The organism is Streptomyces yunnanensis, assembly GCF_029011865.1.
Classification (GTDB): domain Bacteria; phylum Actinomycetota; class Actinomycetes; order Streptomycetales; family Streptomycetaceae; genus Streptomyces; species Streptomyces yunnanensis.
In genome coordinates this window covers 1,622,633-1,648,772 of the sequence record NZ_CP095749.1, presented here as the reverse complement: position 1 = coordinate 1,648,772, position 26,140 = coordinate 1,622,633, and the positions used below count along the sequence as shown (strand labels likewise).

Genomic DNA, 26,140 nt, shown 5'->3' with positions numbered 1-26,140 from the left:
GCCCTTCATGCCCGCCCCGCAGCCGACCACCCTCCTCCGCGACGGCCGCGCGCTGGCCGCGCTGGCCGTGCCGCTGGTCCTCACCCAGCTCGCCCAGGTGGCCCTGACCACCACCGACACCGTGATGATGGGCTTCCTGGGCGCCCGGGACCTCGCGGCCGGCGGCCTCGCCATCGTCCTCTTCAACCAGCTGCGCACCATGGGCGTCGGCCTGGTCACCTCCGTCGGCAACCGGATCGCCGCCGCCGCGGCCCGGGAGGAGGAGGGCGACGCCCCGGGAACCGCTGCCGACGTGCCCGCCGTCCGGGGCATCGCCCGGGCCGGGACGGCCGTCGCCACCCTCGCCGGACTGGCCGGCGCGGTCCTGATGGTCCTCATCGGCCAGGCGCTCACCTGGGTCGGCCAGGACGCCGAGATCGCCGACCGGGCGCGGCCGATGCTCGTGGCGCTCGCCCCCGGACTGCTGCCCTGCCTGTGGTTCCAGGCGATCCGTCAGTTCACCGTCGGCCTGCGCCGCCCGCAGGCCCTGCTGCGGATCACGCTCGCCTCGGTCGCGGTCAACGCCGGCCTCAACTGGGTCCTGGTGCACGGCACCTGGGGACTGCCCAGGCTCGGCCTGCCCGGCATCGGCGTCGCCACCTCCGCCGTCCACCTGCTGTCCTTCCTCGCGCTGTACGCCGCCGCCCGGCGGGACCCGGTCCTGGCCCCGCGGCTCAGCCTCAACGCCGCCGGGGCCGACGCCGCCACCGTGCGCACCCTCGTCGGCCTCGGCGTGCCGATCGCCGCCACCTACGGCTCCGAGGCCGGCTTCTTCTCCGTCACCGCGCTGATGGCCGGCAGCTTCGGCAGCGCCGCGCTCGCCGCCCACACCGCCGTCAACCAGCTCGTCTACATCGTCTTCCAGGTCGCCGTCGGCCTCTCCCACGCCGCGTCCATCAACGTCAGCCGGGAACTGGCCCTGGGCCGCACCGACTCCGCCCGGCGCCTGAAGAACACCGCACTGGCCTGCGCCGCCGTGGTCATGGCGGTGGTCGCGGTGATCTACCTCGCGCTGCCGGAGCTGGTCCTGCGCCCGTTCTTCGACCCGGGCGCGGCCGGCGACCGGCCGGCCCTCGCGATCGCCGGCCAACTCCTGTGCGTCATCGCCGTGCTGCAGTTCTTCGACTGCGCCCAGAACATCGGCGTCGGCCTGCTGCGCGGCCTGGACGACACCAGGAGCGGCTTCCGGATCACCCTCGTCGGCTACGGGCTGGTCGGCCTGCCCGCCGCCTGGGCGCTCGGCTACGCCGCCGGGCTGCACACCCTGGGCGTCTGGCTCGGGCTGCTCGCCGGACTCGCCACCACGGCGCTGCTGCTGCTGCGCCGGTACGGCACCGCCCTGCGGGCGCGGGGCACCGCCGCCCCCGCGGAGGCCGCCTGAGCCGTGGTGGGCGGCCGTGCGGCACGGCCGCCCGCTACTGCCGGTCGCGGGGGAGCGACGGCAACCCCAGCCGGTTCCCGGTGTCGTCGTCGAATTCCGCGCAGAACCCGCCGATCGCGTCCTCAAGATGGGAGAAAGACCGCGCCGCGAACAAAACAGACTGATAGCTGGAAATACGGTACTGAGTGCTTGCTGCGACGCAGAGGTCCAGTTCGCGCACTTCCCGGACCTCGTGCGCGGCGATCTCCCCGTACGAGGACAGCAGCGCCGCGCCGAAGGCTTTCGGCCCGCCGGATTCGGCGATCAGCCCGTATTCGAGGGTGTACCAATACACGCGGCTCAGAATGTCCAGCGCCTCCGCGGTCCGGACCCGGTTCGCGGCCCGGCCGATGACCCGGTACAGCTCGGCGATCCCCGGCGACGACAGATGGATGCCGTGCCCGAACACGTCGTGCAGGACGTCCGGTTCGGGGGTGTACAGCGGCACGGCCGGATGGCGTACGAACTGCACCGCATGGAAGTAGCCGTGCTCCATCGCCCCCAGGAACCGCTCGTTGGGCACCACCCCGCCGGCCAGGGTGAGCGAGAAACCGGTGCGGGTCCGCAGCCCGGGCGTGATCTCCGCGTGCTGCGGGATCTGCTCGGCAGGTATGTCCGCTGCCTCGCCGGCCGCCAGCACCTCCCGGCAGGCGTGCGCCCGGTGCGCCGGGGCCAGCGCGTCGTACACCGTCCGCCAGGTCCGGTGCTCGTCCTCGGTGTACGCGACGTCCTCGTACGGCGCTCCCACCCGGTGGTTCTCGGCGCGGGCCGCCAGGGCGTCGCGCCGCCGCCGGTAGTCCTGGTCGTGGCGCCCGGGGTGCTCGTTCGCGCGCCCCAGCCGCCCCTCGACGGAGACGGGGGTCTGCTTCCGTACGGTGCTCATGGCCCTGAACCTGCCCCGCGGCGGGGCGAAGATCACCTGGCGTAGCGGTCGAAGTACCCAGTGCCGCGGACCGCTCCGGAGGCCCCGCCGGCCGCTACCGCGCCGCCTTCGGCCTCTCAACGCACGAGCCGCCCCGATGTCGTTATTGGTTCGTTTCTTGACTATCCGGGCTTCAGTGACGTTCACTCAGCCATTCATGGGCCGAGTCAGGGCGGCCCCTGTGGAGGTACTTTTCATGAGGCCGATGAAGGCTATGGACGCGGTGAATGTGATGAATGCAACAATGCGTCGCCGGGTCGTCGTCAGTGCGTTGACTCTTTCCCTCGCCGCCCCCCTGGCGGCGTGCGGAAGTGATCATCAGGAAGCCCCCGAAGGGAAGGACCACATCGGCCTCCTCCTTCCGGAGAACAAATCCACGCGCTACGAGAATTTTGATCGCCGTATCATTTCCCGGCGAATCGCGTCGCTCTGCCTCGAATGCAAAGTGGACTACGGAAACGCCGAGTCCAGCGCGGAGACCCAGCGCACCCAGTTCGAGTCCCTGGTGAAGAAGGGCGTCAAGGTCATCGTCCTCGACCCGGTCGACGCCCGGGCCGCCAAGGACTGGGTGGACTCCGCCGCACGTCAGGGCGTCCAGGTCGTCGCCTACGACCGGCTCGCCGAGGGCAACGTCAAGGCGTACGTCTCCTACGACAACGACAAGATCGGCCGCCTCCAGGGCGAGGGAATTCTCACCGCGCTCGGCTCCCGGGCGGCCACCGCCGACGTCGTCATGTTCAACGGCTCCCCGGGCGACCCGAATGCCCCGTCCTTCAAGAAGGGCGCGCACGCCGTCCTCGACGGCAAGGTCCACAAGGTCGTCTACGAGAAGGACGTTCCCGAATGGTCCGAGGCGACCGCCAAGAAGGACATGACCGATGTCATCAACTCCCGCGGTCCGCATGGCTTCGACGCGGTCTACTCGGCAAATGACGGCATGGCCGGCGGTATCGCCGCGGCGCTGAAGGCCGGCGGCGTGAAAAACGTCCCGGTCGGTGGCCAGGACGCCGAACTCCCCGCATTGCAAAGGCTGTTGGACGGAACTCAGGCGTTCACTGTCTACAAGGAGGTGCGCCCGGAGGCCGAGACCGCCGCGGAGATCGCCTTCCGCCTGCTGCGCGGGCAGAGCATCGCCTCCCTCACCTCGACCACCGCCGCCAGCACCAGCAAGTCCGGCATCCCCGCCAAGCTCTTCAACGCCACGCTGGTCACCAAGGCGAACCTCAAGGACACCGTCGTCCAGAACGGCGCGGTCCGCGCCGACCTGCTCTGCACCCCGGCCGTCGCGGCGGAGTGCTCCTCCCTCGGCATCCAGTGAGGCACCCCGGGGCCGGCGCGCGCGGACGCGGCCGGCCCCGGGCGCACCACGCTTCCCCCGCGCCGTCCGGCCGCCCGCGCCACGCAGGCGCCGCCCGCGCGCCGAACTCCCGCCGGCCGCCCGGTCCGCCGCCCTCAGTCCGGCTGCGCCGCCGCCCCGCCCACGGCCTCGACCAGCGGCAACATCCGATGCGGCACCCGCTCGCGCAGCACCACCTCCGTGCGGGTGCGGACCACCCCCGGCAGGCTGATCAGCCGCTGGATCACGTCCTCCAGATGTGCCGCGTCCCGGGCCACCACGCGCGTCAGCAGATCCCCGCCGCCGGTGGTCGAGAACGCCTCGATGATCTGCGGCACCTCGCCCAGCGCGGCGGCGACCTCCTCCAGATGCCCCTGTGTCACCTCGATGTGCACGAAGGCCAGCATCGGATGGTCCAGCGCGGCGGGCGAGAGCCGCGGCCCGTAGGCGGTGATCACCCCGTCCCGCTCCAGGCGGTCCAGTCGCGCCTGCACCGTCCCGCGGGCGACCCCCAGCACCCGGGCGTATTCCCGCACGCTCGTCCGCGGCTGCTCCAGCAGCAACCTGAGGATCTTCGCGTCCAGCGCGTCCACGGCCATCGGTCCACGGCCTCCTCACGGTCGGCGGATCGGTCGGCACGGTGCCGAGAGGGGGCGGAGCACTTCCGGGGACAGATCCATTATCCAGGCCCGGGGCCCCTCCCGTCACCGTATCCGAGGATGATCTTTTGCACCGATTCGCCCCCTAGCGTGGAGGCACCCGACCCGACGCAGGGTCACCTTCGACGTCTGGAGCACGATGGCGCACGACGCACCCCGGCACCGCACCGACGACCTCGCCGCGGTGGCGGCCGAACTGGTCGCCATGGCCGCCGAGGACAACCGGGCCGCACCCCGCGCCAACAGCGGCGACTTCGCCGACCAGTTGGCCTGGCGCCGGCTGACCGCGCGGCACGCCGACCGGCTCACCGCGATCATCGACGCCCACGGCTGGCCCACCGCGGACCGCTTCGGGGCGGACGCCGCCCGCGGCGCCTGGCTGATAGCCCAGCACGCCGACCGCCAACTGGACGTGCAGCGGCGCGCCCTGCACCTGATGGAACGCGCCGTCGCCGACGGCCTGGCGAGCCCCCGCGACCTGGCCTTCCTCACGGACCGCACGCGGGTCAACGACGGGCGGGAGCAGATCTACGGCACCCAGATCGCCGGGGTCCGGGACGGTGCGCCGGTGCCGTGGCCGTGCCGGGATCCGGAGCGGATGGACCAGCGGCGGGTCGAGGTGGGCATCCCGCCGTTCGACGAGTACGTCGCCCAGTTCGCCTGAGCGTCCCCCCCGGCGCCCGACCCGGCGTCCGGCGGCCCTCCGCTCAGGTCACGGTGAGCGTGGCCCTGCCCTCGGCGGTCGAACTGCCGCCCACATAGAGGTCGATGGCGCCGGGCTCCAGCCGGAACTCGCCGCGCGGGTCGTTGGTCCAGAAGCCGAGGTCCTCGGCCGCCAGCCGGAACCGCACGGTCCGGCTCGCCCCCGGCGCCAGCGTCACGCGCTGGAAGCCCCGCAGCCGGCGGACCGGTTGGGCGATGCTGGCGGCCCGGTCGTGGACGTAGAGCTGCACGACCTCGTCGCCGGTCCGGGAACCGGTGTTGGTGACGGTCGCCGTGACCTCGACGGTGTCGCCCGCGCGCAGGCCGCTCGCCGCGATCCGGCCGGTGCTCAGCCGGGGCGCGTCGGTGCGGAACGTCGTGTAGCTCAGCCCGTGGCCGAACGGGAACTGCGGTCCGTCCGGGAGGTCGAGGTACTTCGAGGTGTACTTGTCGTCCGGGTCGTAGGGCCGGCCGGTGTTCTCGTGGTTGTAGTGGATCGGGATCTGACCGACCGAGCGCGGGAACGAGACCGGCAGCTTGCCGCCGGGAGCGACCGTGCCGAACAACACGTCGGCGACGGCGTGGCCGGCCTCGATGCCCGGGTGCCAGGCCACCAGCACCGCCGGGGCCCGCTCCAGCCAGCTCCCGACGGTCAGCGGACGCCCGTTGACCAGCACCACCGCGAACGGCCTGCCGGTGTCGGCGATCGCCGCGACCAGCCGCTCCTGCGCGCCCGGCAGCCCGAGGTCGCTGCGCGCGGCGGCCTCCCCGCTGAGCGCCGGGGGCTCGCCGACCACCACGACGGTCACGTCACAGGCCCTGGCGGCGGCGACGGCGGCCGGGATGCCGCTGGTGTCGTCCCCCTGCGGGTCCACGCCGCGCGCATGGCGCACCGTGCTGCCGGGCGCCGCCTGCCGCACGGCGTCCAGCACCGTGCAGGCCGGGAACTTCCGGGCCGCGGGCGGCATCACCCACGTCCCCAACAGGTCGGTGGAGTCGCCGAACGGCCCCACCACCGCGATCGAACCGACCGAACCGCGAAGCGGCAGCACCCCCCTGTCGTTCTTCAGCAACACCATCGACCGGCTCGCGGCGGCCCGGGCCGCCGCCCGGGCCTGCGCGGACGGCTCGCCGATCGCCGCGCCCTCGTCGACGTAGGGGTGCGCGAACAGCCCGAGCGCGAACTTCAGCCGCAGCACCCGGGCGACCGCCTCGTCCAGCCGCCGCCGGCCGATCCGGCCCTCCCGGAGCAGCTGTTTGCCGTGGGTGACAAGGTTGGTGCTGGTCATCTCCATGTCGACCCCGGCGGTCAGCGCGAGCCGCGCGGCGTCCGCGCCGTCCTCCGCGACACCGTGCGGGATCAGTTCCTGCACGCCGTTCCAGTCGCTCACCACCATCCCGTCGAAGTCCCACGCCCGCCGGAGGATGTCGGTGAGGGTGTGCGGATCGGCGTGCGCAGGGACGCCGCCGATGAGGTTGAACGAGGCCATCACGGTGGCCACCCCGGCGTCCGTCGCGGCCTTGAACGGCGGGAGGTAGAGGTTCCGCAGCCGGGACTCGGAGACGTCCACGGTGTTGTAGTCCCGCCCGCCCTCGGGGCCCCCGTACGCCACGAAGTGCTTGGCGCAGGCGGCGATCCGGTCCGCGGCCGAGAGCCGGTCCCCCTGGTAGCCGCGCACCTTGGCGGCGGCGAACGCGGCGGTCAGGTACGGGTCCTCGCCGTTGCCCTCGGCGATCCGGCCCCAGCGCGGCTCGTGCGTCACGTCCATCATCGGCGCGAAGGTCCAGTGCACCCCGTTGGACCGGGCCTCCCGTGCCGACACCTCGGCGTCCCGCACCGCGACCTGCGGATCGAAGCTCGCCGCCTGCGCCAGCGGGATCGGGAACGTCGTCCAGAAGCCGTGGATGACGTCGAGACCGAACAGCAGCGGGATGCCCAGCCGCGACTCCTCGACGGCGAGCTTCTGGAGCGCGTTGCAGGTCCGGGCCCCGTAGATGCTGAGCACCGAGCCCAACCGCCCGGCGCGGGCGGCGTCCTCGACCGCCTTGGTCCCCGGCCCGCCCGGCCCGGTGTCGTACGCCCACGGGAGCTGCTGCAACTGCCCCAGCTTCTCTTCGAGAGTCATACGCGCCAGCAGTTCGCCGACCTTCCCCTCGTCCGGCCCGGGCCGGTGGCCGGAAGCCGTCCCGGCCTGAGTCTCCCCCGCCGCGGCGCCCCGGGGGAGCGCCTGTGCCTGGGGCGATCCGGTGCTCGCCAGACCGGCGGCCGCCGCGGTACCGCCCGCGGCGGCCAGCAGTGAACGACGTCGCAGCCCACCCATGCCTTCACCTTTTTCATCGAGAGAGGGGTAAAGGTTTTCCCAAGGCGCCAGGAGCTGAAGCGACGGTAAGTGAGCGCCCGGTAACCGTCAAGAGTCGCGTGCGAACCGGATGCACCGACCCGCCGTGCGGGGGCGGGTGCACGGCGTCGCCGCACGCCATGCCGCCCGGCTGGACCGTTGGCCCGCTAATGGCGCATCGAAATGCCGTGATGCTGTGCCAATGGCTCAGCGTTTTCAGCATCTGTTGAGCCACCTGGTGGGTTGATGGTGTGATGGCTCTGTCGATGGCGCTGCGGATCCCCGCGGCGCCTTTCTCATGTCGCGGTGCACCTGTGTGCGGAAGGGGCGGGGCAACTTGCTGAAGAAGGCGTTCGTGGCGCCGGATCCGGGGCGTATGCGACTGCGGTTCGCGGCCCGGGCCGTGGTCGGGGTCGGCCTCGCCGTGGCGTTGTGCGGGCTGGCCGGGCACACGCTGGTCGCCGCCATCACCGGCGGCCTGGCCGCGCTGCTCGCCTTGTTCACGGTGACCGACCCGACGGTGCGCGGCCAGGCCGTGACGACGGCACTGCTGCCCGTCGTCGGCCTCCCGATGCTCGCGCTCGCGGCGCTGCTGCACGACCTGCCGCTCGCGCGCGACCTGGCGTTCCTGGCCGTCGTGGGGGCGGGGGTGTACGCGCGGCGGTGGGGACCGCGCGGGCACTCGCTGGGCGTGTTCGCCTTCATGATCTTCTTCGCGGCGCAGTTCCTGCACACCGTCCCCGGTCAGCTTCCCGAGTCGTACGCGGCCGTGCTGCTCGGGCTCGCCGCGTCGTCGGCGGTGCGTTTCGGGGTGTGGTGCTACGAACGGCGGCTGCCGGCGCCCACCGCGGTGGCCGCGCCGGCCGGCGGGACCGGGCTCGCGCGGATCACCACGCGGCAGGCCGTGCAGGCGACCGTGGGGGCCGCCTTCGCCCTCGGCGTCGGGCAGATGCTGTCCGAACAGCGCTGGTACTGGGCCGTCGGCGCCACATGGTGGGTGTTCGTGAACACCACCTCGCGGGGCGAGACGCTCGTCCGTGGGTTCCGGCGGTTCCTGGGCACGGTGCTCGGGGTCGGGCTCGGCTTCGCCCTCGCCGTTCCGCTGCACGACGAGCCGGTCGCGGCCGCCGTGATCGTCGCCCTCGGCGTCTTCGGGATCTTCTACACGGCGGCCGTCTCCTACACCTGGATGATGCTCGCGGTGACCGTGATGGCCAGCACGCTCTACGGGCTGCTCGGCGTGCTCGATCCGGCACTGCTCGCCCTGCGGGTGGGCGAGACGGCCGTCGGGGCCCTGGGCGCGCTGCTCGCGGTGCTCCTGGTGCTGCCGGTGACCACGCACTCCGTCACCGACGAGCAGGTCGAGCGGGCCGTGCGGTGCGTGCACGCGTGCACCGCACAGGCCGCCGCCCACCTCGCCGGGGACGCCGCCGCCGATCCGGCGCCGCGGGTGGCCGAGTTGGAGGCGATCCTCGGCCGCGTGCGGCTGTCGCTCGTCCCGCTGGTGCATCCGCTCAGCCCCCTGCGGGCGCGCAAGCAACGGGCCCGGCAGATCGTCGCGCTGCTCGACGACTGCGCGCGCGAGGTGCGCGGACTGGCATCCATCGCCGCCGACCCGGAAGCCTCGCACGACGACCGGCTCGTCGCGGCGTGCCGGCGGGTCGAGGCCGCCGTCGAGGCCCTGACCGACGCCCCGCTCGACGCGCCCGGCCGCCGGGCGGAGGCCGGGACGCTGCCGCAGACCGGCGAGGGCGGACCCGTGCTGGCCCATCTGCACGCCCTGGAACAGGCCCTGCTCGCCCTCGCCGTCCCCCTCGGCCGGTCCGAACGGCTCCCGATGGGCGCCTGAGCGGGCGAGCCCGTGGCGGCCGGTCGCGTGCGGGCCGGCCGCGCCGCGGTCGTGGACGCTGCGCCCTCCGTTGCTCGGCGGGGGCAGCCCGGCGATGTCACGAGATCCCGCAGGCATGCGTACACCCTGCGATCCCCAGGGAATCCGAACCAGTGGGTCTTCGGACAGGAGCCATCGGGGCTCGATCGGCGTACGTGCGGAAGAGGTCGGCGCCGGCCGCGCGCCCGGCCGTGGAGACCCCTGCCGCTCGGGGGCGCCGGTGGGCGTTCCGATGATTCGGTGCTGCTTTTCGGCCGGGCCGGCGACGCCTCCCGATGTACCCCGGGGCGAGTGTGAGGGGCACATGCCGCTGACATCGGCGACATCGGTGCATTGTCGGGTTTGGCGACGGCCGTCGCTTCCCGCGTCCAACATCCCCAAACTCGACACGCATGTTCACCACGTCATGCGAACGGTCGGGTTTCCCTCGGGAATTCCCTGCCCACGGGCAGGACGGGGCGCCGGAACTTCTCGATGCTCGGCAGCTCTCGACCGCGCATGACGTCCCGCGAACCGGCGGAGAGTTCGGTACTGGCCTGCGAAGTCTCCGACCGCTTGATTTCCGTTAGGTTCCCCCGTTTCCCGCAGGGGGCGTGACGGCGCTCCGTGGAACGGCCGTTCGCCCCGTCGCCTGGCCGGAATTGCCTGTTTACCCAAGGGGGCGCGGCGGGGAATCTGATGGTGGATATCGGCCACGATCAAGGCCGTTACGGGAGTGCGAGGGGGCTTGATGAGGGGGCGCTGAGCGTCAACGAACAGGGTTTGACGAGCGCGACACCACTCCCCGTTGCGAGGATGAGGTCTCCGTCCCGTCCGATGGCGACTCGACCTTTCCTTTCTGATGTCCGCGGCAGAAATGTCGCATGAGCGGGCATCTTCCGAGGTGCGTGTGCGGGTATTCGCCGTGCCGGGCGAAGCCCGATGGCAGCTGCGGCGAATCCGTTGACGCGCCCTGCTGTAATTCCCCGAACTCCGCGAGGACTTCGGTGAAGTGGACCTCGACAGGGAACTTCTTCCGCAGAAAACTTCAGGGAACTTCAGGGAACTTCAACGACTCCGAAGGAACGTAAAGACGTGGTAATGCTATGCATCTGACTCCCCATGAGCAAGAGCGTCTGATGATTCACGTGGCGGCGGACGTCGCCGAAAAGCGCCGGGCCCGTGGGGTGTTGCTCAATTACCCCGAGGCCGTGGCCCTGTTGACCGTGCACGTCCTCGAAGGGGCCCGGGACGGCCACACCGTCGCCGAACTCATGGCGTCCGGCAAGAAGGTGCTCGGCCGGGAGGAGGTCATGGTCGGAGTGCCCGAGATGATCTCGTCCGTGCAGGTGGAGGCCACCTTCCCCGACGGCACGAAGCTGGTGGCCCTCCACGACCCCATCCCCCGTCGCGACTGCTGTGCGGAGTCCGACGACGCGACCCTGGTGCATCCGGGGAAGATCGACCACCCGGAGGGGGCCGGCCGCATTCCCTTCAACAAGGGCCGGGAGACCACCCCTCTGACCGTCTGCAACCAGTCCGACCGGCCCATCCAGGTCGGCTCCCACTACCACTTCGCCGAGGTCAACCACGGCCTGAGCTGGCGCGAGCCCGGCGGGGGCGAGCGCACCTTCAAGGGCGTCGCCTACGGCAAGCGCCTGCACGTCGCCTCCGGCAGCTCCGTGCGCTTCGAGCCCGGCATCCCGCAGCCCGTCGAACTCGTCCGCATCGAGGGCGAACGCCGCGTGCTCGGGCTGCGCGGTTGCGTCGGAGGTGACCTCGATGACTGACCCCACGACCCGCCCCGCACCCGGGACCCCGCCCGACGACGAGGGCGGGAGCCTGGAGCGTGCCGATTACGCCGACCTGTTCGGCCCCACGGAGGGCGACTGCATCCGCCTCGCGGACACCCGGCTGCGGATCGAGATCATCGAGGACTGGTCGGGCGGACCGGAACACAGCGGCAACGAGGTGATCTTCGGCGGCGGCAAGGTGATCCGGGAGTCGATGGGGCAGTCCGCTGTTCCGCGGGACTCGGTGGCGGCGGTGCCCGAGCGTCCCGAACCGCCCGACACCGTCATCACCGGTGCCGTGATCCTGGACCACTGGGGCGTGGTGAAGGCCGACGTCGCCCTCCGCGACGGCCGGATCAGCGCGCTCGGCAAGGCGTACAACCACGAGACCATGGACCCCCTGCACGACGGCCATCCGGTCGCCACGGACTTCGTCATCGGTCCCGAGACCGAGGTCATCGCCGGCAACGGGAAGATCCTCACCGCGGGCGCGGTCGACACCCACGTCCACTTCATCTGCCCCGAGCAGGTCGGTGAGGCCCTGGCCGCCGGGGTGACCACGCTCATCGGCGGGGGGACGGGGCCGGCGCAGGGCAGCACCGCCACCACGGTCACCCCGGGGCGCTGGCACCTCGCCCGGACCTTCGAGGCGCTGGACGCCTTCCCGGTCAACGTCGGACTGCTCGGCAAGGGCAGCACCATGTCCGAGGAGTCGCTCCGCAACCAGGTGGACGCCGGTGCGATCGGCCTCAAGATCCACGAGGACTGGGGCGCCACGCCCGCCACCCTCCGCACCTGCCTGAAGGTGTGCCGGGAGACCGGCGTGCAACTCGCTCTCCACGCCGACTCGTTGAACGAGGCGGGCTTCGTCGAGAGCACCCTCGAAGCCATCGGCGACGAGCCCCTGCACGTGTTCCACGTCGAGGGCGCCGGCGGCGGCCACGCGCCGGACATGATCACCATGGTGAGCAAGCGGAACGTGCTGCCGGCGTCCACCAACCCCACGCGGCCGCTGACCGTCAACACGGTCAGGGAGCACTTCGACATGGTGATGATCTGCCATCACCTCAACCCCGCCGTCCCGGAGGACCTGGCCTTCGCCGACTCGCGCATCCGGCCCTCCACCATGGCCGCCGAGGACATCCTGCACGACCTCGGCGCCATCTCGATCATGTCCTCCGACGCCCAGGCCATGGGCCGGATCGGCGAGACGGTGTTGCGGACCTGGCAGACCGCGGACGTCATGAAGCAGCGGCGCGGCTTCCTGCCGGGCGACGGCTGCACCCGGGAGACGGAGGTCTGCCAGCAACACCCCGCCCCGAACCGGGCCGACAACAACCGCGCCCGGCGGTACGTCGCGAAGTACACCATCAACCCGGCCATCGCCCAGGGCATCGATGCGGAGGTCGGCTCGGTCGAGGTGGGCAAGCTCGCCGACCTGGTGCTGTGGGAGCCGAAGTTCTTCGGCGTCCGCACCCATCTGGTCCTCAAGGGCGGACAGATCGCCTTCGCGCAGGTGGGGGACGCCAACGCGTCCATCCCCACCCCGCAGCCGGTGCTGCCCCGCGCCGTGTGGGGGGCCACCGGCCGCTCGCCCCGCTCCACCTCGTTCAACTTCGTCGCCCAGCGGGCCATCGACGCCGGACTGCCCGAACGCCTCGACCTCGGCAAGGAGTTCAAGGCCATCCGCAACACGCGGAACATCCGCAAGGAGCACATGAAGGAGAACGACGCCCGCCCCGACGTCGCGATCGACCCCGACACCTTCGAGGTCATCATCGGCGGGACGAAGGTGGAGGACGTCTCCGCACAGATCGACGGACACGGCGTCGAACGGAACTACGCCACCGAACTGCCCATGGCCCAGCGCTACTTCCTCTTCTGAGGGCCGCGGGCACGGTGCGAGGAGAGAAAGGTGAACTGCGGACCATGACGCGCGCCGCGCTGCTCGTCCTGGCCGACGGCCGGTTCCCCGCCGGAGGGCATGCGCACTCCGGCGGGGCCGAACCGGCGGTCCGGGCGGGCCGCGTCACCGACAGCACCTCCCTGGAGACCTTCTGCCGGGGGCGGTTGCACACCGCGGGGCTGGTCGCGGCGGGTCTGGCCGCCGCGGCCGCGGCCGGAAACGACCCGCTGGCACTGGACGAGGCCGCCGACGTCCGCACCCCGGTGCCGGCGCTGCGCCAGGTCGCCCGCCGGCTCGGCCGCCAGATGATGCGGGCCGCCCGCGCCACCTGGCCGAGTGCCGAGCTCGACGCGCTGGCCGTGGCCCGCCCGCGCGGTGCCCACCAGCCCGTCGTCCTCGGCCTGGCCGCCCGGTCCGCCGGGCTGACCCCGCTGGACGCGGCCCAGGTGGCCGCGTACGAGAGCGTCAGCGGACCGGCCACCGCGGTGGTCCGGCTGCTGAGCCTGGACCCGTTCGACGCCACCGCCGTCCTCGCCCGTCTGGCCACCGACGTCGACCGGGTGGCCGCCGCGGCCACCCGGGCCGCCGACCGCATCCCCGCGGAGGGGTACGACGCGCTGCCCGCCACCTCGGCGCCCCTGCTGGACATCACCGCCGAGGCGCACGCCGCCTGGCCGGTACGGCTCTTCGCCTCCTGACCTGCCCACCGATCCCCTTCCGACACGAGTACGGAGTCACCATGCACCTCGATCATCAGGACGGCTTTCCCGAGCGGCACACCTACAGTGCGGCTGCTCCCGTGCGCGGCGACGGGACGCGGCGTGCGTTGCGGATCGGGTTGGGCGGTCCGGTCGGTACGGGCAAGACCGCGACCGTGGCGGCGTTGTGCCGGGTGTTGCGTGAGGAGTTCTCGATCGCCGTCGTCACCAATGACATCTACACGCGGGAGGATGCCGAGTTCCTGCGGCGTGAGGCGGTGTTGCCGACGGAGCGGATCGTGGCGGTGGAGACCGGGGCCTGTCCGCACACCGCGATCCGTGACGACATCTCCGCCAACCTGGAGGCGGTGGAGGATCTGGAGGAGAGTGTGGGTCCGTTGGACCTGGTGTTGGTGGAGTCCGGTGGTGACAACCTGACCGCGACGTTCTCCAAGGGGCTGGTCGATGCGCAGATCTTCGTGATCGACACCGCCGGTGGTGACGACATCCCGCGCAAGGGTGGGCCGGGTGTGACCACGGCCGACCTGTTGGTCGTCAACAAGACCGACCTGGCCCCGTATGTGGGGGTGGATCTCGACGGCATGGCCCGTGACGCCAAGGCGCAGCGCGGCGAACTGCCGGTCGCCTTCACGGCCCTGAAGCAGCCCGACGGCGTCAAGCCGGTCGCCGACTGGGTCCGGGCACAGCTGGCGCACTGGACCACGGCCACCGCATGATCCCCACGATCCCGGAAGCCGCGAAGCCCGCGCCCGAGGCGACCGCCTCGGGCGTACGCGCCACCGCCCGCATCACGGCCACCGGCCGGGGCGGCGCCACCACACTGACCGCCCTCGACGGCGACGGCCCCTTCGAACTGCGCCGGCTGCGCCCGCGCGGGAGCGAGGCCCGGGTCATCCTCGTCGGCGCCATGAGCGCACCCCTCGGCGGTGACCGGCTGCGCATCGAGGCCACCGCGGAGCACGGCGCGTCCCTGCACATCACCTCCGCGACCGCCACCCTCGCCCTCAAGGGCGCCACGGCCGAGCCCGCCACCTATGACGTCGCCCTGACCGTCGGCGAGGACGCCCAACTGCACTGGCTCCCCAAACCGTTGATCAGCGCCGTCGGCAGCGACCTGCGGCAGACCCTCACCGCCGACCTCGCCCGCACCGCCCGGCTCGTACTGCGGGAGGAACAGATCCTCGGCCGGGCAGGGGAACCACCGGGCCGGCTGGCAACCCGCCTGGTCGTCCGGCGCGGGGGACGCACCCTGCTGCACCAGCAGGCCGATTACGGACCGGGCGCGGTCGGCTGGGACGGCCCCGCCGTCCTCGCCGACCACCGTGCCATCGGTCAACTCCTCATCGTCGACCCGTCGTTGGAGCACACCCGGAACCCGCCCCGGCTGCTCGCCGAAGCCCCGGAATCCGGCCAGGCCCTGCTGGCCCCGCTCGCCGGCCCCGCCGTGCTCGTCACCGCGGTGGCACGCGACGGCCTCCGGCTGCGCCGCCTCCTCGACACGGCGGACGCCGCCGTGCGCGGCACCGGAGGCTGACCGCGGCACCTCGCGGCGTACCGGTCGCTCCCGGCCATCACCGGCGCCGCCCCCGCCCGCCCTGTTAGCGTCGTCCGGACAACGGGAACCGTCCGGACGGCGCGGGCCGCCGCGGACCGGCCGGACCCCCATGGCCGGGCGGCCCCGACGGGCGGACGAAGGGCGGCGACCAGTGGCGACGACGGGGCCAGCGACCGAGCGGACCGGCGGCGGACCGGCGCACGGGGACGGGCCGCGCGCCTACCTCGGCTCCTTCACCACCGCCGGCGGCCTCGGCATCACCACCGCGGCCGTCGACCCGGAAACCGGGGCGCTGACCCCCCTGCACTCCACCGACGTCGTCCCCAACCCCTCCTACCTGGTGCCGGACCCCGGTGCCCGCCGCCTCTACACCGTCAGCGAGACCCCCGACGGCGCGGCGGCCGCCTTCCGCCTCACCCCCGAGGGGCCCGTCCTGCTCGCCCCCGCAGTCCCGGTGGGCGGCGCCGACCCCACCCACCTCACCCTGACCGCCGGCCACCTGGTCACCGCCAACTACAGCTCCGGCGACGTCAGTACCCTCCCGGTACGCGACGACGGCACCCTCGGCGGTCCGGCACGGGTCCTCGCCCACCACGGCAGCGGCCCCCGGACCGACCGCCAGGAGGGGCCGCACGCCCACGCCGTGCGGCCCGACCCCACCGGCCGATGGCTGCTCAGCGTCGATCTGGGCACCGACGCCGTGCGGATCTGTGCCCTCGACGCGGCCGACGGCACCCTCACCGTCCGGGACGAGACCCGCCTGCGGCCCGGCAGCGGGCCCCGCCACCTCGCCTTCCACCCCGCCGGCGACCTCGTCTGCGTCGTCAACGAACTCGACCCGACCGTGACGCTCTGCCGGTGGGACGCCGAGCACGGGACGCTGACGCCGCTGGGGGAGACCCCGCTGCTCCCCGAAGGGGCCGCGGACACCGGCCCGACGTTCCCCTCCGCGCTGGTCCTCTCCCCGGACGGCCGGTTCGCCTGGGCCGCCAACCGCGGCCACGACAGCATCGCGGTGCTCGCCCTGGACGCCCGGGCCGGGACCGCGACGCTGGTCACCACCGTGCCGTGCGGCGGCCACTGGCCCCGCGACCTCGCGCTGCACCCCGACGGGCGGCACCTCTACGCCGCCAACGAGCGCTCCGGCGATGTCACCTGGTTCACCATCGACCCGGCGACCGGCGTCCCCGCCCGCGGCGGCTCGGTCCCGGCGCCGGCCGCCTCGTGCGTGGTCTTCGCCTGACGGGCCGGGCGCGGGGCGTTCACCCCTGGGGGAAGCGCCCGCCGAAGTACACCTGGGTCTCGACGAGTCGCCCGTCCCGGACCGTCATCACCTCGACGTTGCGGTGGCGTTCGCCGGTGGTGAGCTCGTACGCGTAGCGGACGAAGACCTGGCCGCCGTCGAACGGCACGGCGTCCAGGATCTCCTGGGAGCGGAACCGGTCCGCGGTGGGGAAGCAGACCGCCAGGAAGGCGGCCCGGTCGATGTGGTCGTCCTGCGGGCTGGTGAAGACGAACTCCTCGGCCAGCAGCCGCTCCATGGCCGGCCGGTCCTGGGCCAGGTACGCGGCGAAGCAGGCCCGGGCGACGTCCTCGGGCGCGGTGATGTCCGGCACGGTGTCCTCCTGCGGGGCGGGTCGGGTCGGTTCGCGCCGGGTCGGAACGCGGCGGGACCACGACGGTAGCGAGGCGGGGGCCCGAAGCGAAGGCCGCGCGGGGGCGAGGGGCGCGGGCGACGCACCGTGGGGCGCGCGACGGCCACAGGGCGCCCGTACAGCGCCTGTGGCGACCCGCTGGCGCCCCGGGGGTGCCACGCCCCTCTCGGGCCGCCTGACGGGCATCCGTGCCGCTCAGAGAGGGTGCGGGCGGGGTGCGGAGGGGAAGCGCGGAGGGCCGTCCCGCACGCGTGCGGGGCGGCCCTCGGTGATCGGGTGCGGCTCCGGTGGCGGTTCCGGTGCCGTGCGGCTGCGACGCGGCTTACCGGACGGCTGCCCCCAGGCCCTGGCCCGGCAGGGTGATCCCCATCGCCGCCGCGTAGTTGGACAGCACCAGCCGGCCCACCGCGCCGTACGCGCCCAGTGCCTCGGCCGAGGCGCAGCCCGCCTCCGCCGCGGCCGCCCCCAGAAGGCCGTCGGCGAGTTCGGGACCGATCAGGTACGGAGCCAGCGCCAGTTGCTGCGAGCCCGACGAGCGCAGCTGCTCGGCGGTGCGGGCGATCGCGCCCTCCTCGTCCAGGCCCGCCGCCAGGACCGGCACGGCCAGCCGGGCGGAGAGCAGCATGCCGGTGATCCCGGCGGCCTGCACCGCCTCCTCGCCGCCGACGGTGGCGAGGATGATGCCGTCCGCCGCGGTGGCGACGGTGAACAGCCGGGCCCGGTCGGCGCGGGCCAGACCGGCCTCGGACAGCCGGACGTGCAGCGCCTCGGCCAGCAGCGGGTGCGGACCCAGGACGTCGGTCAGCTCGGCCCCGGAGGCGCTGTTCAGGATGGCCTGGCGTATCCGGCGCAGCAGGGCGCTGTCCGGGCCGGCCAGCAGCGGGACGACGACCGCGGCGGGGCCGGCGGGAGCGGGCTGGCCGGTCTCGGCCGCCCGGGCGTTCTGCTCGGCGGCGGCCTGTGCCAGCACCGCCTCCAGGGACGGGAACTCCTCGCCCTCGCCGTCGACGTAGCCGAGCCGCGCGTCGAGGCCGGGCAGTTCGGACCGGGCGATGCTGGAGACCTCTTCCGCCAGGCTGCGCGAGGCGGGGGAGGGGGTGCCGGGCACGGCCAGGACCAGGGCGGGTGCGCCCTCGGGCGCGGCGAGCGGCTCCGGCTTGCGGTGGCGGCCGGACGGCCGCGTGCGCGGCATGCGGACGGGCAGGCCGGGTGCGGCGGCGTCGATACGGGGCGAGCCAGGTGCGGGCCCAGTGGGGGAACTCATGGCGCCGCATGCTAACGCCTCGCCGCGCCCGCCCGCCGGGGGAGGGTTCCGCCGCGAGGTATCCGTCCCGTTTTATCCCGCGCGTCGTGCCGGCGAGGACGTCACATGCCCTGTGATCTGCAACAACTTGCCGTCGACGGGGAGCGCCAGACGGTCCGCGGCCAGCGCCGCGGCGATCGCCAGCGAACCGTCGAGCGGGCTTCCGGCGGCCTCGACGGGACGGGCGCCGGGCAGCCGCTCGGCGAGCGCCGCGCGAAGCGGCGACAGCAGCGGGTCGCCCAGGGCGAGCAGACCGCCGGTGAGCGCGACCGCGGCGTCGGGGCCCGGCGGGCAGACCGCGGCGGCGGAGTCGGCGATGTGGCGCGCGGCATCGTCCAGGATCCCGGCGGCGACCGGGTCCCCGGCGGCGGCACAGTGCGCCACCTCGGGGGCGAAGGAGGCCAGCACGGCGGGCCGGTCCGGTCGCGGGTACAGCGCCGCGGGCAGTCCGGTGACGGGGCCGAGCGTCTTCTCCGCCCGGGTCAGCAGTTCCTGCGAACCACCGGGTCGTCCGTCGTGGGTGCGCAGCGCGGCCTCCAGCCCGGCCCGCCCGATCCAGGCGCCGCTGCCGCAGTCGCCCAGCAGGTGCCCCCAGCCGTCCGCCCGGCGCCAACCGCCCGTCGGCGTCAGGTCCGTGCCCAGGGCGACCAGGCCGGTGCCGGCGGCCACCACGGCACCGGGCCGCTGGCCGAGCGCCCCGGCGTAGGCGGTCACCGCGTCCGCGGCGAGTGCCAGCCGCCGGACCCCGAAGGCGGTGGCCAGCGCCCCGGGCAGTCGGGCGCGCAGCGCGTCGCCGAGGGTGCCCATGCCGGCCGCGCCGACGCACACCGCGACGAACCGGTCCGCGTCCACCTCTTCCGCCAACTCCGCGCCGGCGGGTAGGAGTTGACGAAGCATCTGATCCGCGTCGATACCGTCCGGACCGGTATGGACCGGCTCGCGCGAGGCGAACGTGGCCGCCGGTTGGAGCCGTGCGCCGTCCCCGTCGATCCGGGCCACCGCGATCCGCAGCCCCGACCCGCCCGAGTCCACCCCCAGGACGTGGTCCCCGGCTCGCGTGCCGGTGGGCTCAGCCAAGGCCGCGGGAGTCCTGCTTGAGGGCGGTGTCGACGGTCAGCGCGGTGGCCACGACCAGGCTCAGCAGCGGGTCGGGCAGCTGCCGGTGGATCTGGAGGACGTAGTTGTCCGCGGTGGTGAACATCGTCTTGGCCAGGCCCTCCCAGGTCTTGGTGATCCGGGCGATCTCGGCGTCGGTGTGGTCGACGATCGCGAAGTTCCAGGCGCGCCAGTTCTCCGCCTTGATGGCGCCGATCTGCTGGCCGTTGACCATCATCGCGAAGTTGATCTTCCCGATGGCGTTCTGCTGGACGATCTCGCCGACCGGCTGGCCGTCCGGGCGCGTCACCAGGACCTTGGACTTGATGAGCTTGGCGGGTCTGGTCAGCACCAGCTGCGGCTGCCCGTAGGCGTCCCGGATCTCCAGCTTGTGGGTCATGTACTGATCAAGGCTGGAGACCACCCGGAACACCTTGCGCGCGGTGCTCTGACCGATCTCGACGACCGAACCGAGGGTGTTGCCGTTCTGGTCGTAGACCGCGTACTCGTTGCTCACCTCGATGAGCTTGGCCTTCTGGTTGACCACCAGCACCGGTTCGGTGAAGAGCGTGCCGCCGCCCGGCCCGGTGGGGGCCACACCGGCCCCCTGCTGCACCTGCTGCTGTATGCCGGCCTGCTGCATCGCCTGGTGGTGCGCGTCGGCCGGGTAGGGGCCCGGCTGCCCGGGCTGTCCCGGCGCCTGCTGCGGGTAGCCGGCCTGCTGGCCGTACGGGGCGGCGCCCGGCTGCTGGCCGTACGGGGCCTGGACCGGGGCCTGCTGCTGCGGCGGGTACTGCTGCGCCATCTGCGGTTGGGGCGCCTGCTGCGGTGCCTGCTGGGGCACCGGCTGCGCGGCCTGCGGTTGGCCCGGCTGCGCAGTCTGTTCCGGAGCCGGTGCCTGCTGGCCCGGGTGGGTGTGCCCGGTCCACTGGGCGCCGTCCCACCAGCGGAGCTGATGGGGGGTGCCCTGCGGGTCGGCGTACCAGCCCGCAGGGATGTTCGCATTCGTCATGCGGGGAACACTATCTCCCGGCTTCCGGCCGGGGCCCGGGTCAGGGCAGCCGCCAGTCCACCGGCTGGGCGCCCTGCCGGACGAGGAGGTCGTTGACCCGGCTGAACGGCCGCGAGCCGAAGAAACCCCGGTCGGCGGACATCGGCGAGGGGTGCGCGGACTCGACCGACGGCACCTCGCCCAGCAGCGGCCGCAGATTGCGCGCGTCGCGCCCCCACAGCACCGCCACCAGCGGCCCGCCGCGCGTCACCAGGGCCCGGATGGCCTGCTCGGTGACCTGCTCCCAGCCCTTGCCGCGGTGTGCGGCCGGCTTGCGCGGCGCCGTCGTCAGCGCTCTGTTCAGCAGCAGTACGCCCTGCTGGGTCCACGGGGTCAGGTCGCCGTTGGACGGCCGGGGGAGCCCGAGGTCGGAGTGCATCTCGCGGAAGATGTTCTCCAGGCTTCCGGGCAGCGGCCGGACGTCCGGCGCCACGGAGAAGCTCAGCCCGACCGCGTGACCGGGCGTGGGGTAGGGGTCCTGCCCGACGATGAGCACCCGCACCCCATCGAAGGGTTGCTGGAAGGCGCGCAGCACATTGTTGCCGGCCGGGAGGTAGGTCCGGCCCGCGGCGATCTCCGCCCGCAGGAAGTCGCCCATCGCGGCGATCTGCCCGGCGACCGGCTCAAGTGCCTTGGCCCAGCCTGGTTCGACGATGTCTTGGAGAGGTCGTGCAGCCACGGGATCACCCTACTGGCCGATGCCCCTCCTCCTTCAACTCCGGGCCACCGCGCCTCAGGCCGTCGCCGCCGCCCGTACGCAGAGCACGTCGGGCAGGTGGCAGGCGAGCTGCCGCCAGCTGTCGCCGTCGTCGGCGCTGGCGTAGAGCTCGCCGTTGCGGTTGCCGAAATACACCCCGGCGGGGTCGGCGTCGTCCACCGAGAGGGCGTCCCGCAGGACCGTGCCGTAGTGCTCCTCCGCGGGGAGGCCGACGCTCAGCGGCTCCCAGCTCGCGCCCGCGTCGGCGGTGCGGAAGACCCGGCAGCGGTGCTCGGCCGGCACCCGGTCGATGTCGGCGGTGATCGGGAAGAGGTAGGCGACATCGCCTCTTCGGGGGTGCGCGGCCACCGCGAAGCCGAAGTCCGAGGGCAGGCCGGCGCCGATGTCCGTCCAGCTCGCCCCGGCGTCGTCGGACCGATAGACGCCCCAGTGGTTCTGGAGGTAGAGCCGGTCGTGGTCGACCGGGTCCGGCGCGATCTTGTGGACGCACTGGCCGAATTCGGGGTGCTGGTCGGGCAGGAAGACCGCCTTGACGCCCTTGTTGGACGGCGCCCAGCTGGCGCCGCCGTCGCGGGTGCGGAACACCCCGGCGGCGGAGACCGCGACGGTCACCGAGTCGGCGTCCCGAGGGTCGGTGACCACCGTGTGGACGGCCAGCCCGCCGCCGCCCGGTACCCACTTCTCCCGGCTGGGGTGCTCCCACAGTGCCCGGACCAGCTCGAAGGTCTCGCCGCGGTCCTCGGACCGGAACAGGCCGCCGGGCTCGGTGCCGGCGTAGACCACCTCGGGCGCGGCCGGGCCCGCGGGGTGCAGCTGCCACACCCGCTCCAGTGAAGTCCCGGTGTGCGCCGGGTACGTGACGGCCGGGCGGGCCGGCTCGCGCCAGGTCTCGCCCAGGTCGTCGGAGTGGAAGACCGACGGGCCCCAGTGTGCGCTGTCGGCACCCGCCAGGAGCCGGGGCCGGCCGCCACGGGTGTCGATCGCGAGGGAGTACACCGCCTGCGCGGCGAAGTGCGGGCCGCTCAGCCGCCAGGTGCCGCGCCGCCGGCGGCCGATGAACAACCCTTTGCGGGTGCCCACCGCGAGGAGTACGTCTGTCATGCCGGAACACCTCCGGGACGCCGTTGTCTCAGATAGTCGCCAGTGTGCACCCGGCCACTGACAACGGCGTGCCGGTCGGTGTCCGCGCAGGTCAGACGGCCCGGTGGCGCTGCTGCGGGATGCCACCGTGATCTTCACGTCCGGGGCGGTGGCCCACTCCGGGATGCCTGCCGACCTTCCGCCGACTCTCCTTCACCTGCCTCGGCCTCCTGACGTCTCGTCACGTCGCCTGAGGGCGGTCGCGGTGGAGGTGGCGCCGTGGTCGGTGGCCGACGGGGCCGGCGCGCTTGTACGAAGGGTGTCGTAATTCGAAGGTCTTCGTAGTACGGTGTTCGTCGTATCAAGCGCGGCCGAGGTGGCTGCCCGTGTGAACGGAGTCCTTTGTGAGCACCCTCTTCGAGCCCTTTCGGCTTCGGTCGTTGACCATCCCCAACCGGGTCTGGATGTCCCCGATGTGCCAGTACAGCGCTGACGCATCGGGGCCGGACATCGGCGTGCCGGGCGATTGGCACTTCGCGCACTACGGCGCGCGGGCCGTCGGCGGTACCGGACTGATCATGGTCGAGGCCACCGCTGTCTCCCCGGAAGGGCGGATCAGTCCCGGGGACCTGGGCATCTGGAACGACAGGCAGTCGGCGGCGTTCCGGCGGATCACCTCCTTCCTCAAGGAGCAGGGCACGGTGCCGGGTGTGCAGATCGCTCACGCCGGTCGCAAGGCGTCGACGGACGCGCCGTGGCGCGGTGGTGCCCCGGTCGACCATGACGCACACGGCTGGCAACCGGTCGGGCCGAGCCCGCTGCCCTTCGACGAGGGCCACCCGGTCCCGGACGAGCTGACGGTCGAGGGGATTCAGCAGGTGGTTCAGGACTTCGCCGCCGCGGCCCGACGGGCCCGGGACGCCGGCTTCGAGGTGGTGGAGATCCACGGCGCCCACGGCTACCTCATCGGCGAGTTCCTTTCCCCGCACACCAACCACCGCACCGATACGTACGGCGGATCCTTCGCGAACCGGACGCGTTTCGCACTGGAGGTCGTGGATGCGGTGCGAGCCGTCTGGCCCGAGGAACTTCCCGTCTTCTTCCGCATTTCCGCGACGGACTGGCTGACGGAGAACCCCGATGACGAGCGCGAGGGATGGACGGCCGACGACACCGTGCGGTTCGCCGCCGATCTGAAGGCGCACGGCGTCGACCTGCTGGACGTGTCCACCGGCGGTAACGCGCCCAAGGCCCGTATCGCCACCGGGCCCGGCTATCAGGTGCCGTTCGCGGAGCGGGTCAGGGCCGAGGTCGGACTTCCCGTGGGTGCTGTCGGGGAGATAACCGAAGCGCGGCAGTCCGAGAAGATCATCGAGAACCGCCAGGCGGATGCCGTACTGATCGGTCGCGAACTGCTACGCAATCCGTACTTCGCACGGCATGCCGCGCGTGAACTCGGCGGCGAAGTGGCAGCGCCGGTGCAGTACCACAGGGCCACCTGACCTCGGATTCCCCATGCGTGCTGGGGAATTCCAGCAGCGCGGCCACCGGCGACGGGCGGGCCGCCGCTTCGGGGCGGCCACGGTCGATGCCGCCGCGGTGCAACTCGCCCGAACCGGCGGTCAGTTGGCGGTCACCGGCCACTTACCCTACTGCCGGCCGGAGTTGGCCTGGACCAGATGCCCGGCGGAGCGACGTCCTGGACCGCACGGACGGTGGCCGTCCGGGGGAAGGGCGATCAAATCGCATGCCTCCAGGGCACGTTGGGTGCTGACGACGCCGCTCGACGGGCTGATGCGGCCGGTGCCGCCCGGCGCGAAGGGGGAGGTCTACGTCGGCGGGGTGTGCCTGGCCCACGGGTACCGCAACCGGCCCGATCTCACCGAGCAGCGGTTCGTACCGCACCCCTCCGGTGAACCGGGCGCCCGCCTCTACCGCGCCGGGAAGGCACCGACGCGTTCCTCGCGGCGTTCCTCGTCGGGGGCGCGGCGGCCGTGGACCTGGACGAGGTGCGGACCCGCCTGCGCAGGGCGCTGCCGGACTACATGATGCCCTCGCACCTGGAGTGGCTGCCGAGCCTGCCCCTGACGCCCAGCGGGACGACGCGTTGCTGCGCCGTGCGCCGCTCGCCGCGCCGGCGACGGACGCCGCCCCGCCGACCGACGAGCACGAGAAGGCGCTGGTGGGCATCCTGTCGGAACTGCCGGAGCTGCCCTCGCTCGGGGTGCGCGACAACTTCTTCGACATCGGCGGCACCTCGCTGACCGCGATGCGGCTGGTGATGACGATCGAGAAGCGGTGCGGCGTCAGCGTCCCGCTCTCCGCGTTCGTCGCGGCGCCGACCGTGTCCGGGCTCGCGGAACGGCTGCGGGCCGGGAACTCGGCGGTGGAGTTCGACCCGGTCGCGCCGATCCGCCCCCAGGGCAGCAAGCCGCCACTGTTCCTGGTCCACCCGCTCGGCGGCCATGTGCTGTGCTACGTACGCCTCGCCCGCCACCTGCCGGACGACCAGCCCGTCTACGCGCGCAGGCCGCCGGGACCGTCCCCGGCACGGAGTCGGCGCGCTCGGACGGGACCCGGCGCACCACGGCCCGCTGGCCGCGTCGTTCGTCGCCGCCCGCGACACCCGCCATCTGTCCTTCGGCCACGGACCGCACTTCTGCGTGGGCGCTCCGCTGGCCCGGTTGGAGGCACACATCGCACTGCCGGCCTTCTTCGACCGCTTCGATGCCGAACTGGCCGTCCCGGCAAAGGAGGTGGAGCCCTTTCCGTCGCTGGCGCTCAACGGCATCCGCGCACTTCCGGCCGTGATCAGGCCGCGTGCGGGGGCGGCCGCCGGGGGCTGAGACGCGCGCCCCACCGGGCCGGGTGGCGGCCGTCAACGCGGCGACGCCCGAAGGCACATGGGCGCATCGGCAGATCGGTGCATCGGCGCGTCGGTGCACCGGCACACCGTCACGCCCGGCGCGAAGCCCGTGAACGTCACGCAGCAGTGGTTGCGGCATTGGCCGCACATTGTCCGCCCAATGTCCGCGGCCACTTCGGCGGTTCCGCCGTCCGCGCCATCCCGGGCGAGAAACCACTGCGTTTCCGATCAACCACCGCGACTCGGTGAAACGGCCGGACGTGATGGCCCGCGGAAGCAAACGCGAATGCGCTGTCAGTGAACAACTAGGCGCTGAGCTAGCGCAGTTGGACGATTGTGTTACGTTGTGCCAGGCAGGCGTGGGCGGACATGGTGTGGCTTATTGGATGGTCCGCCGAGTGGTCCGCTGCCGAATTCACAGGAGGATCCCGTGGCTATCCGTCAGGCATTAGAAATTAACTCGACGAGCCCTCGACTGGCATCGCCAGCCCCTGGCGGCGGTCTCGGTGACCAGGTCTTCAGCAGGCTGCTGAATGACCGCATCATTTTCCTCGGGCAGGAAGTCGACGACGAGATCGCAAACAAGATCACCGCGCAGTTGCTGATGCTTGCGGCGGAATCCGAGAACGACATCTACCTTTACATCAACTCTCCCGGCGGTTCGATCACGGCGGGCATGGCCGTCTACGACACGATGAACTACATCAAGAACGATGTGGTCACCATCGCCATGGGCTTCTGCGCTTCCATGGGGCAGTTCCTGCTCACCGCGGGTGCCAAGGGGAAGCGGTTCGCGCTGCCGCACACGAAGATCCTCATGCACCAGCCCTCCGCGGGGCTCGCCGGCACCGCCTCCGACATGCGGATCTACGCGGACCAACTGCTCAAGACCAAGCGGGAGATGGCCGAGCTCATCGCCGCGAACTCCGGCAACAGCGTCGAGACGATCACCAAGGACTCGGACCGCGACCGGTGGTTCACCGCGGAAGAGGCCAGGCAGTACGGACTCATCGACAAGGTCATGACCTCCACCGGGGACGCTCCTGGCGGCGGCGGCACCGCCTGAGCACGTTGCCGGACAACTGGTGCGCCGACCGGCACGCACCGGGTGTCCG

Annotated in this window: 22 protein-coding genes and 1 pseudogene; 14 read left to right on the top strand and 9 right to left on the bottom strand. The window is 72.7% G+C overall.

Annotated elements, in window-relative coordinates; genetic code table 11:
* Positions 1-7 precede the first annotated feature (7 nt).
* Positions 8-1,420, top strand: coding sequence for an MATE family efflux transporter (locus MOV08_RS07235; RefSeq protein WP_275311713.1), 1,413 nt, complete (start codon positions 8-10; stop codon positions 1,418-1,420).
* A gap of 34 nt (positions 1,421-1,454) precedes the next feature.
* Here the strand turns inward: MOV08_RS07235 and MOV08_RS07230 are convergent, their stop codons facing one another.
* Positions 1,455-2,342, bottom strand: coding sequence for a phenylalanine 4-monooxygenase (locus tag MOV08_RS07230; protein WP_275306744.1), 888 nt, complete (start codon positions 2,340-2,342; stop codon positions 1,455-1,457).
* Positions 2,343-2,613: 271 nt separating this feature from the next.
* Between MOV08_RS07230 and MOV08_RS07225 the strand changes: the two genes are divergently transcribed.
* Positions 2,614-3,699, top strand: a complete 1,086-nt coding sequence (locus MOV08_RS07225) for a sugar ABC transporter substrate-binding protein (RefSeq protein WP_420834134.1) — start codon at positions 2,614-2,616, stop codon at positions 3,697-3,699.
* Positions 3,700-3,833: 134 nt separating this feature from the next.
* Here MOV08_RS07225 and MOV08_RS07220 read toward each other — a convergent pair whose 3' ends face one another.
* Positions 3,834-4,316 carry an Lrp/AsnC family transcriptional regulator gene (locus tag MOV08_RS07220; RefSeq protein ID WP_039630452.1) on the bottom strand — a complete coding sequence of 161 codons (483 nt, stop codon included), beginning with the start codon at positions 4,314-4,316 and terminating at the stop codon, positions 3,834-3,836.
* Positions 4,317-4,515: 199 nt separating this feature from the next.
* Here MOV08_RS07220 and MOV08_RS07215 point away from each other — a divergent pair, with 199 nt between their 5' ends.
* Complete coding sequence (locus MOV08_RS07215; RefSeq protein WP_039630450.1) at positions 4,516-5,040, top strand: DUF6624 domain-containing protein; 525 nt, start codon at positions 4,516-4,518, stop codon at positions 5,038-5,040.
* A gap of 43 nt (positions 5,041-5,083) precedes the next feature.
* Here the strand turns inward: MOV08_RS07215 and MOV08_RS07210 are convergent, their stop codons facing one another.
* The gene (locus tag MOV08_RS07210) at positions 5,084-7,399 is read right to left on the bottom strand and encodes a glycoside hydrolase family 3 N-terminal domain-containing protein (protein WP_275306743.1); all 2,316 of its coding nucleotides are present in this window, start codon (positions 7,397-7,399) and stop codon (positions 5,084-5,086) included.
* 355 nt (positions 7,400-7,754) lie between these two features.
* Here MOV08_RS07210 and MOV08_RS07205 point away from each other — a divergent pair, with 355 nt between their 5' ends.
* The 7 genes from MOV08_RS07205 (at position 7,755) to MOV08_RS07175 (ending at position 16,500) form a co-directional block, all read left to right on the top strand.
* A complete protein-coding gene (locus tag MOV08_RS07205; RefSeq protein ID WP_039630447.1) occupies positions 7,755-9,266 on the top strand; it encodes an FUSC family protein in 1,512 nt (503 codons plus the stop codon).
* A gap of 1,124 nt (positions 9,267-10,390) precedes the next feature.
* The gene (locus MOV08_RS07200; protein ID WP_052286576.1) at positions 10,391-11,074 is read left to right on the top strand and encodes an urease subunit gamma; all 684 of its coding nucleotides are present in this window, start codon (positions 10,391-10,393) and stop codon (positions 11,072-11,074) included.
* Complete coding sequence (locus MOV08_RS07195) at positions 11,067-12,962, top strand: urease subunit alpha (RefSeq protein WP_275306742.1); 1,896 nt, start codon at positions 11,067-11,069, stop codon at positions 12,960-12,962. The genes MOV08_RS07200 and MOV08_RS07195 overlap by 8 nt, the downstream gene beginning before the upstream one ends.
* 44 nt (positions 12,963-13,006) lie before the next feature.
* Positions 13,007-13,681, top strand: coding sequence for an urease accessory protein UreF (locus tag MOV08_RS07190; RefSeq protein ID WP_275306741.1), 675 nt, complete (start codon positions 13,007-13,009; stop codon positions 13,679-13,681).
* A gap of 41 nt (positions 13,682-13,722) precedes the next feature.
* Positions 13,723-14,418: an urease accessory protein UreG gene (gene ureG, locus MOV08_RS07185; protein WP_275306586.1), complete on the top strand. Its 696-nt coding sequence runs from the start codon at positions 13,723-13,725 to the stop codon at positions 14,416-14,418.
* Positions 14,415-15,236, top strand: coding sequence for an urease accessory protein UreD (locus tag MOV08_RS07180; RefSeq protein WP_275306740.1), 822 nt, complete (start codon positions 14,415-14,417; stop codon positions 15,234-15,236). Before ureG ends, MOV08_RS07180 begins: the two co-directional genes overlap by 4 nt.
* A 172-nt stretch (positions 15,237-15,408) precedes the next feature.
* The gene (locus tag MOV08_RS07175; RefSeq protein WP_275306739.1) at positions 15,409-16,500 is read left to right on the top strand and encodes a lactonase family protein; all 1,092 of its coding nucleotides are present in this window, start codon (positions 15,409-15,411) and stop codon (positions 16,498-16,500) included.
* A gap of 19 nt (positions 16,501-16,519) precedes the next feature.
* Here the strand turns inward: MOV08_RS07175 and MOV08_RS07170 are convergent, their stop codons facing one another.
* From MOV08_RS07170 to MOV08_RS07145, 6 genes are all read right to left on the bottom strand, one after another.
* On the bottom strand, positions 16,520-16,873 hold the full coding sequence (locus MOV08_RS07170; protein ID WP_039630437.1) for a nuclear transport factor 2 family protein: 354 nt from the start codon (positions 16,871-16,873) through the stop codon (positions 16,520-16,522).
* 361 nt (positions 16,874-17,234) lie between these two features.
* Positions 17,235-18,176, bottom strand: coding sequence for a sirohydrochlorin chelatase (locus MOV08_RS07165; protein ID WP_063777425.1), 942 nt, complete (start codon positions 18,174-18,176; stop codon positions 17,235-17,237).
* A gap of 72 nt (positions 18,177-18,248) precedes the next feature.
* Positions 18,249-19,292 carry an N-acetylglucosamine kinase gene (locus MOV08_RS07160; protein ID WP_275306738.1) on the bottom strand — a complete coding sequence of 348 codons (1,044 nt, stop codon included), beginning with the start codon at positions 19,290-19,292 and terminating at the stop codon, positions 18,249-18,251.
* Positions 19,285-20,322: an LURP-one-related family protein gene (locus MOV08_RS07155; protein ID WP_039630431.1), complete on the bottom strand. Its 1,038-nt coding sequence runs from the start codon at positions 20,320-20,322 to the stop codon at positions 19,285-19,287. Before MOV08_RS07155 ends, MOV08_RS07160 begins: the two co-directional genes overlap by 8 nt.
* Before the next feature lie 40 nt (positions 20,323-20,362).
* Complete coding sequence (locus MOV08_RS07150; protein WP_039630429.1) at positions 20,363-21,040, bottom strand: uracil-DNA glycosylase; 678 nt, start codon at positions 21,038-21,040, stop codon at positions 20,363-20,365.
* A gap of 54 nt (positions 21,041-21,094) precedes the next feature.
* The gene (locus tag MOV08_RS07145) at positions 21,095-22,180 is read right to left on the bottom strand and encodes a WD40/YVTN/BNR-like repeat-containing protein (protein ID WP_039630426.1); all 1,086 of its coding nucleotides are present in this window, start codon (positions 22,178-22,180) and stop codon (positions 21,095-21,097) included.
* A gap of 383 nt (positions 22,181-22,563) precedes the next feature.
* Here MOV08_RS07145 and MOV08_RS07140 point away from each other — a divergent pair, with 383 nt between their 5' ends.
* The 4 genes and pseudogenes from MOV08_RS07140 to MOV08_RS07120 all read left to right on the top strand — a co-directional run bounded on the left by MOV08_RS07140 (position 22,564) and on the right by MOV08_RS07120 (position 26,091).
* Positions 22,564-23,661 carry an NADH:flavin oxidoreductase/NADH oxidase gene (locus MOV08_RS07140; RefSeq protein ID WP_275306737.1) on the top strand — a complete coding sequence of 366 codons (1,098 nt, stop codon included), beginning with the start codon at positions 22,564-22,566 and terminating at the stop codon, positions 23,659-23,661.
* 410 nt (positions 23,662-24,071) lie between these two features.
* Positions 24,072-24,467: pseudogene (locus tag MOV08_RS43800) on the top strand (acyl carrier protein); the annotation flags it as partial.
* 157 nt (positions 24,468-24,624) lie between these two features.
* Positions 24,625-25,005: a cytochrome P450 gene (locus MOV08_RS07125; RefSeq protein WP_338057141.1), complete on the top strand. Its 381-nt coding sequence runs from the start codon at positions 24,625-24,627 to the stop codon at positions 25,003-25,005.
* A gap of 474 nt (positions 25,006-25,479) precedes the next feature.
* The gene (locus MOV08_RS07120; protein ID WP_073448745.1) at positions 25,480-26,091 is read left to right on the top strand and encodes an ATP-dependent Clp protease proteolytic subunit; all 612 of its coding nucleotides are present in this window, start codon (positions 25,480-25,482) and stop codon (positions 26,089-26,091) included.
* Positions 26,092-26,140 lie beyond the last annotated feature (49 nt).

Excerpts from the sequence above, each read along its gene's own strand:
- MOV08_RS07195 (WP_275306742.1), top strand. The coding sequence starts at position 11,067 with ATGACTGACCCCACGACCCGCCCCGCACCCGGGACCCCGCCCGACGAC.
- MOV08_RS07220 (WP_039630452.1), bottom strand. The coding sequence starts at position 4,316 with ATGGCCGTGGACGCGCTGGACGCGAAGATCCTCAGGTTGCTGCTGGAG.
- MOV08_RS07230 (WP_275306744.1), bottom strand. The coding sequence starts at position 2,342 with ATGAGCACCGTACGGAAGCAGACCCCCGTCTCCGTCGAGGGGCGGCTG.
- MOV08_RS07235 (WP_275311713.1), top strand. The coding sequence starts at position 8 with ATGCCCGCCCCGCAGCCGACCACCCTCCTCCGCGACGGCCGCGCGCTG.
- ureG (WP_275306586.1), top strand. The coding sequence starts at position 13,723 with ATGCACCTCGATCATCAGGACGGCTTTCCCGAGCGGCACACCTACAGT.
- MOV08_RS07200 (WP_052286576.1), top strand. The coding sequence starts at position 10,391 with ATGCATCTGACTCCCCATGAGCAAGAGCGTCTGATGATTCACGTGGCG.
- MOV08_RS07155 (WP_039630431.1), bottom strand. The coding sequence starts at position 20,322 with ATGACGAATGCGAACATCCCTGCGGGCTGGTACGCCGACCCGCAGGGC.
- MOV08_RS07180 (WP_275306740.1), top strand. The coding sequence starts at position 14,415 with ATGATCCCCACGATCCCGGAAGCCGCGAAGCCCGCGCCCGAGGCGACC.
- MOV08_RS07125 (WP_338057141.1), top strand. The coding sequence starts at position 24,625 with ATGTGCTGTGCTACGTACGCCTCGCCCGCCACCTGCCGGACGACCAGC.
- MOV08_RS07190 (WP_275306741.1), top strand. The coding sequence starts at position 13,007 with ATGACGCGCGCCGCGCTGCTCGTCCTGGCCGACGGCCGGTTCCCCGCC.
- MOV08_RS07165 (WP_063777425.1), bottom strand. The coding sequence starts at position 18,176 with ATGAGTTCCCCCACTGGGCCCGCACCTGGCTCGCCCCGTATCGACGCC.
- MOV08_RS07225 (WP_420834134.1), top strand. The coding sequence starts at position 2,614 with ATGAATGCAACAATGCGTCGCCGGGTCGTCGTCAGTGCGTTGACTCTT.
- MOV08_RS07145 (WP_039630426.1), bottom strand. The coding sequence starts at position 22,180 with ATGACAGACGTACTCCTCGCGGTGGGCACCCGCAAAGGGTTGTTCATC.
- MOV08_RS07215 (WP_039630450.1), top strand. The coding sequence starts at position 4,516 with ATGGCGCACGACGCACCCCGGCACCGCACCGACGACCTCGCCGCGGTG.
- MOV08_RS07210 (WP_275306743.1), bottom strand. The coding sequence starts at position 7,399 with ATGGGTGGGCTGCGACGTCGTTCACTGCTGGCCGCCGCGGGCGGTACC.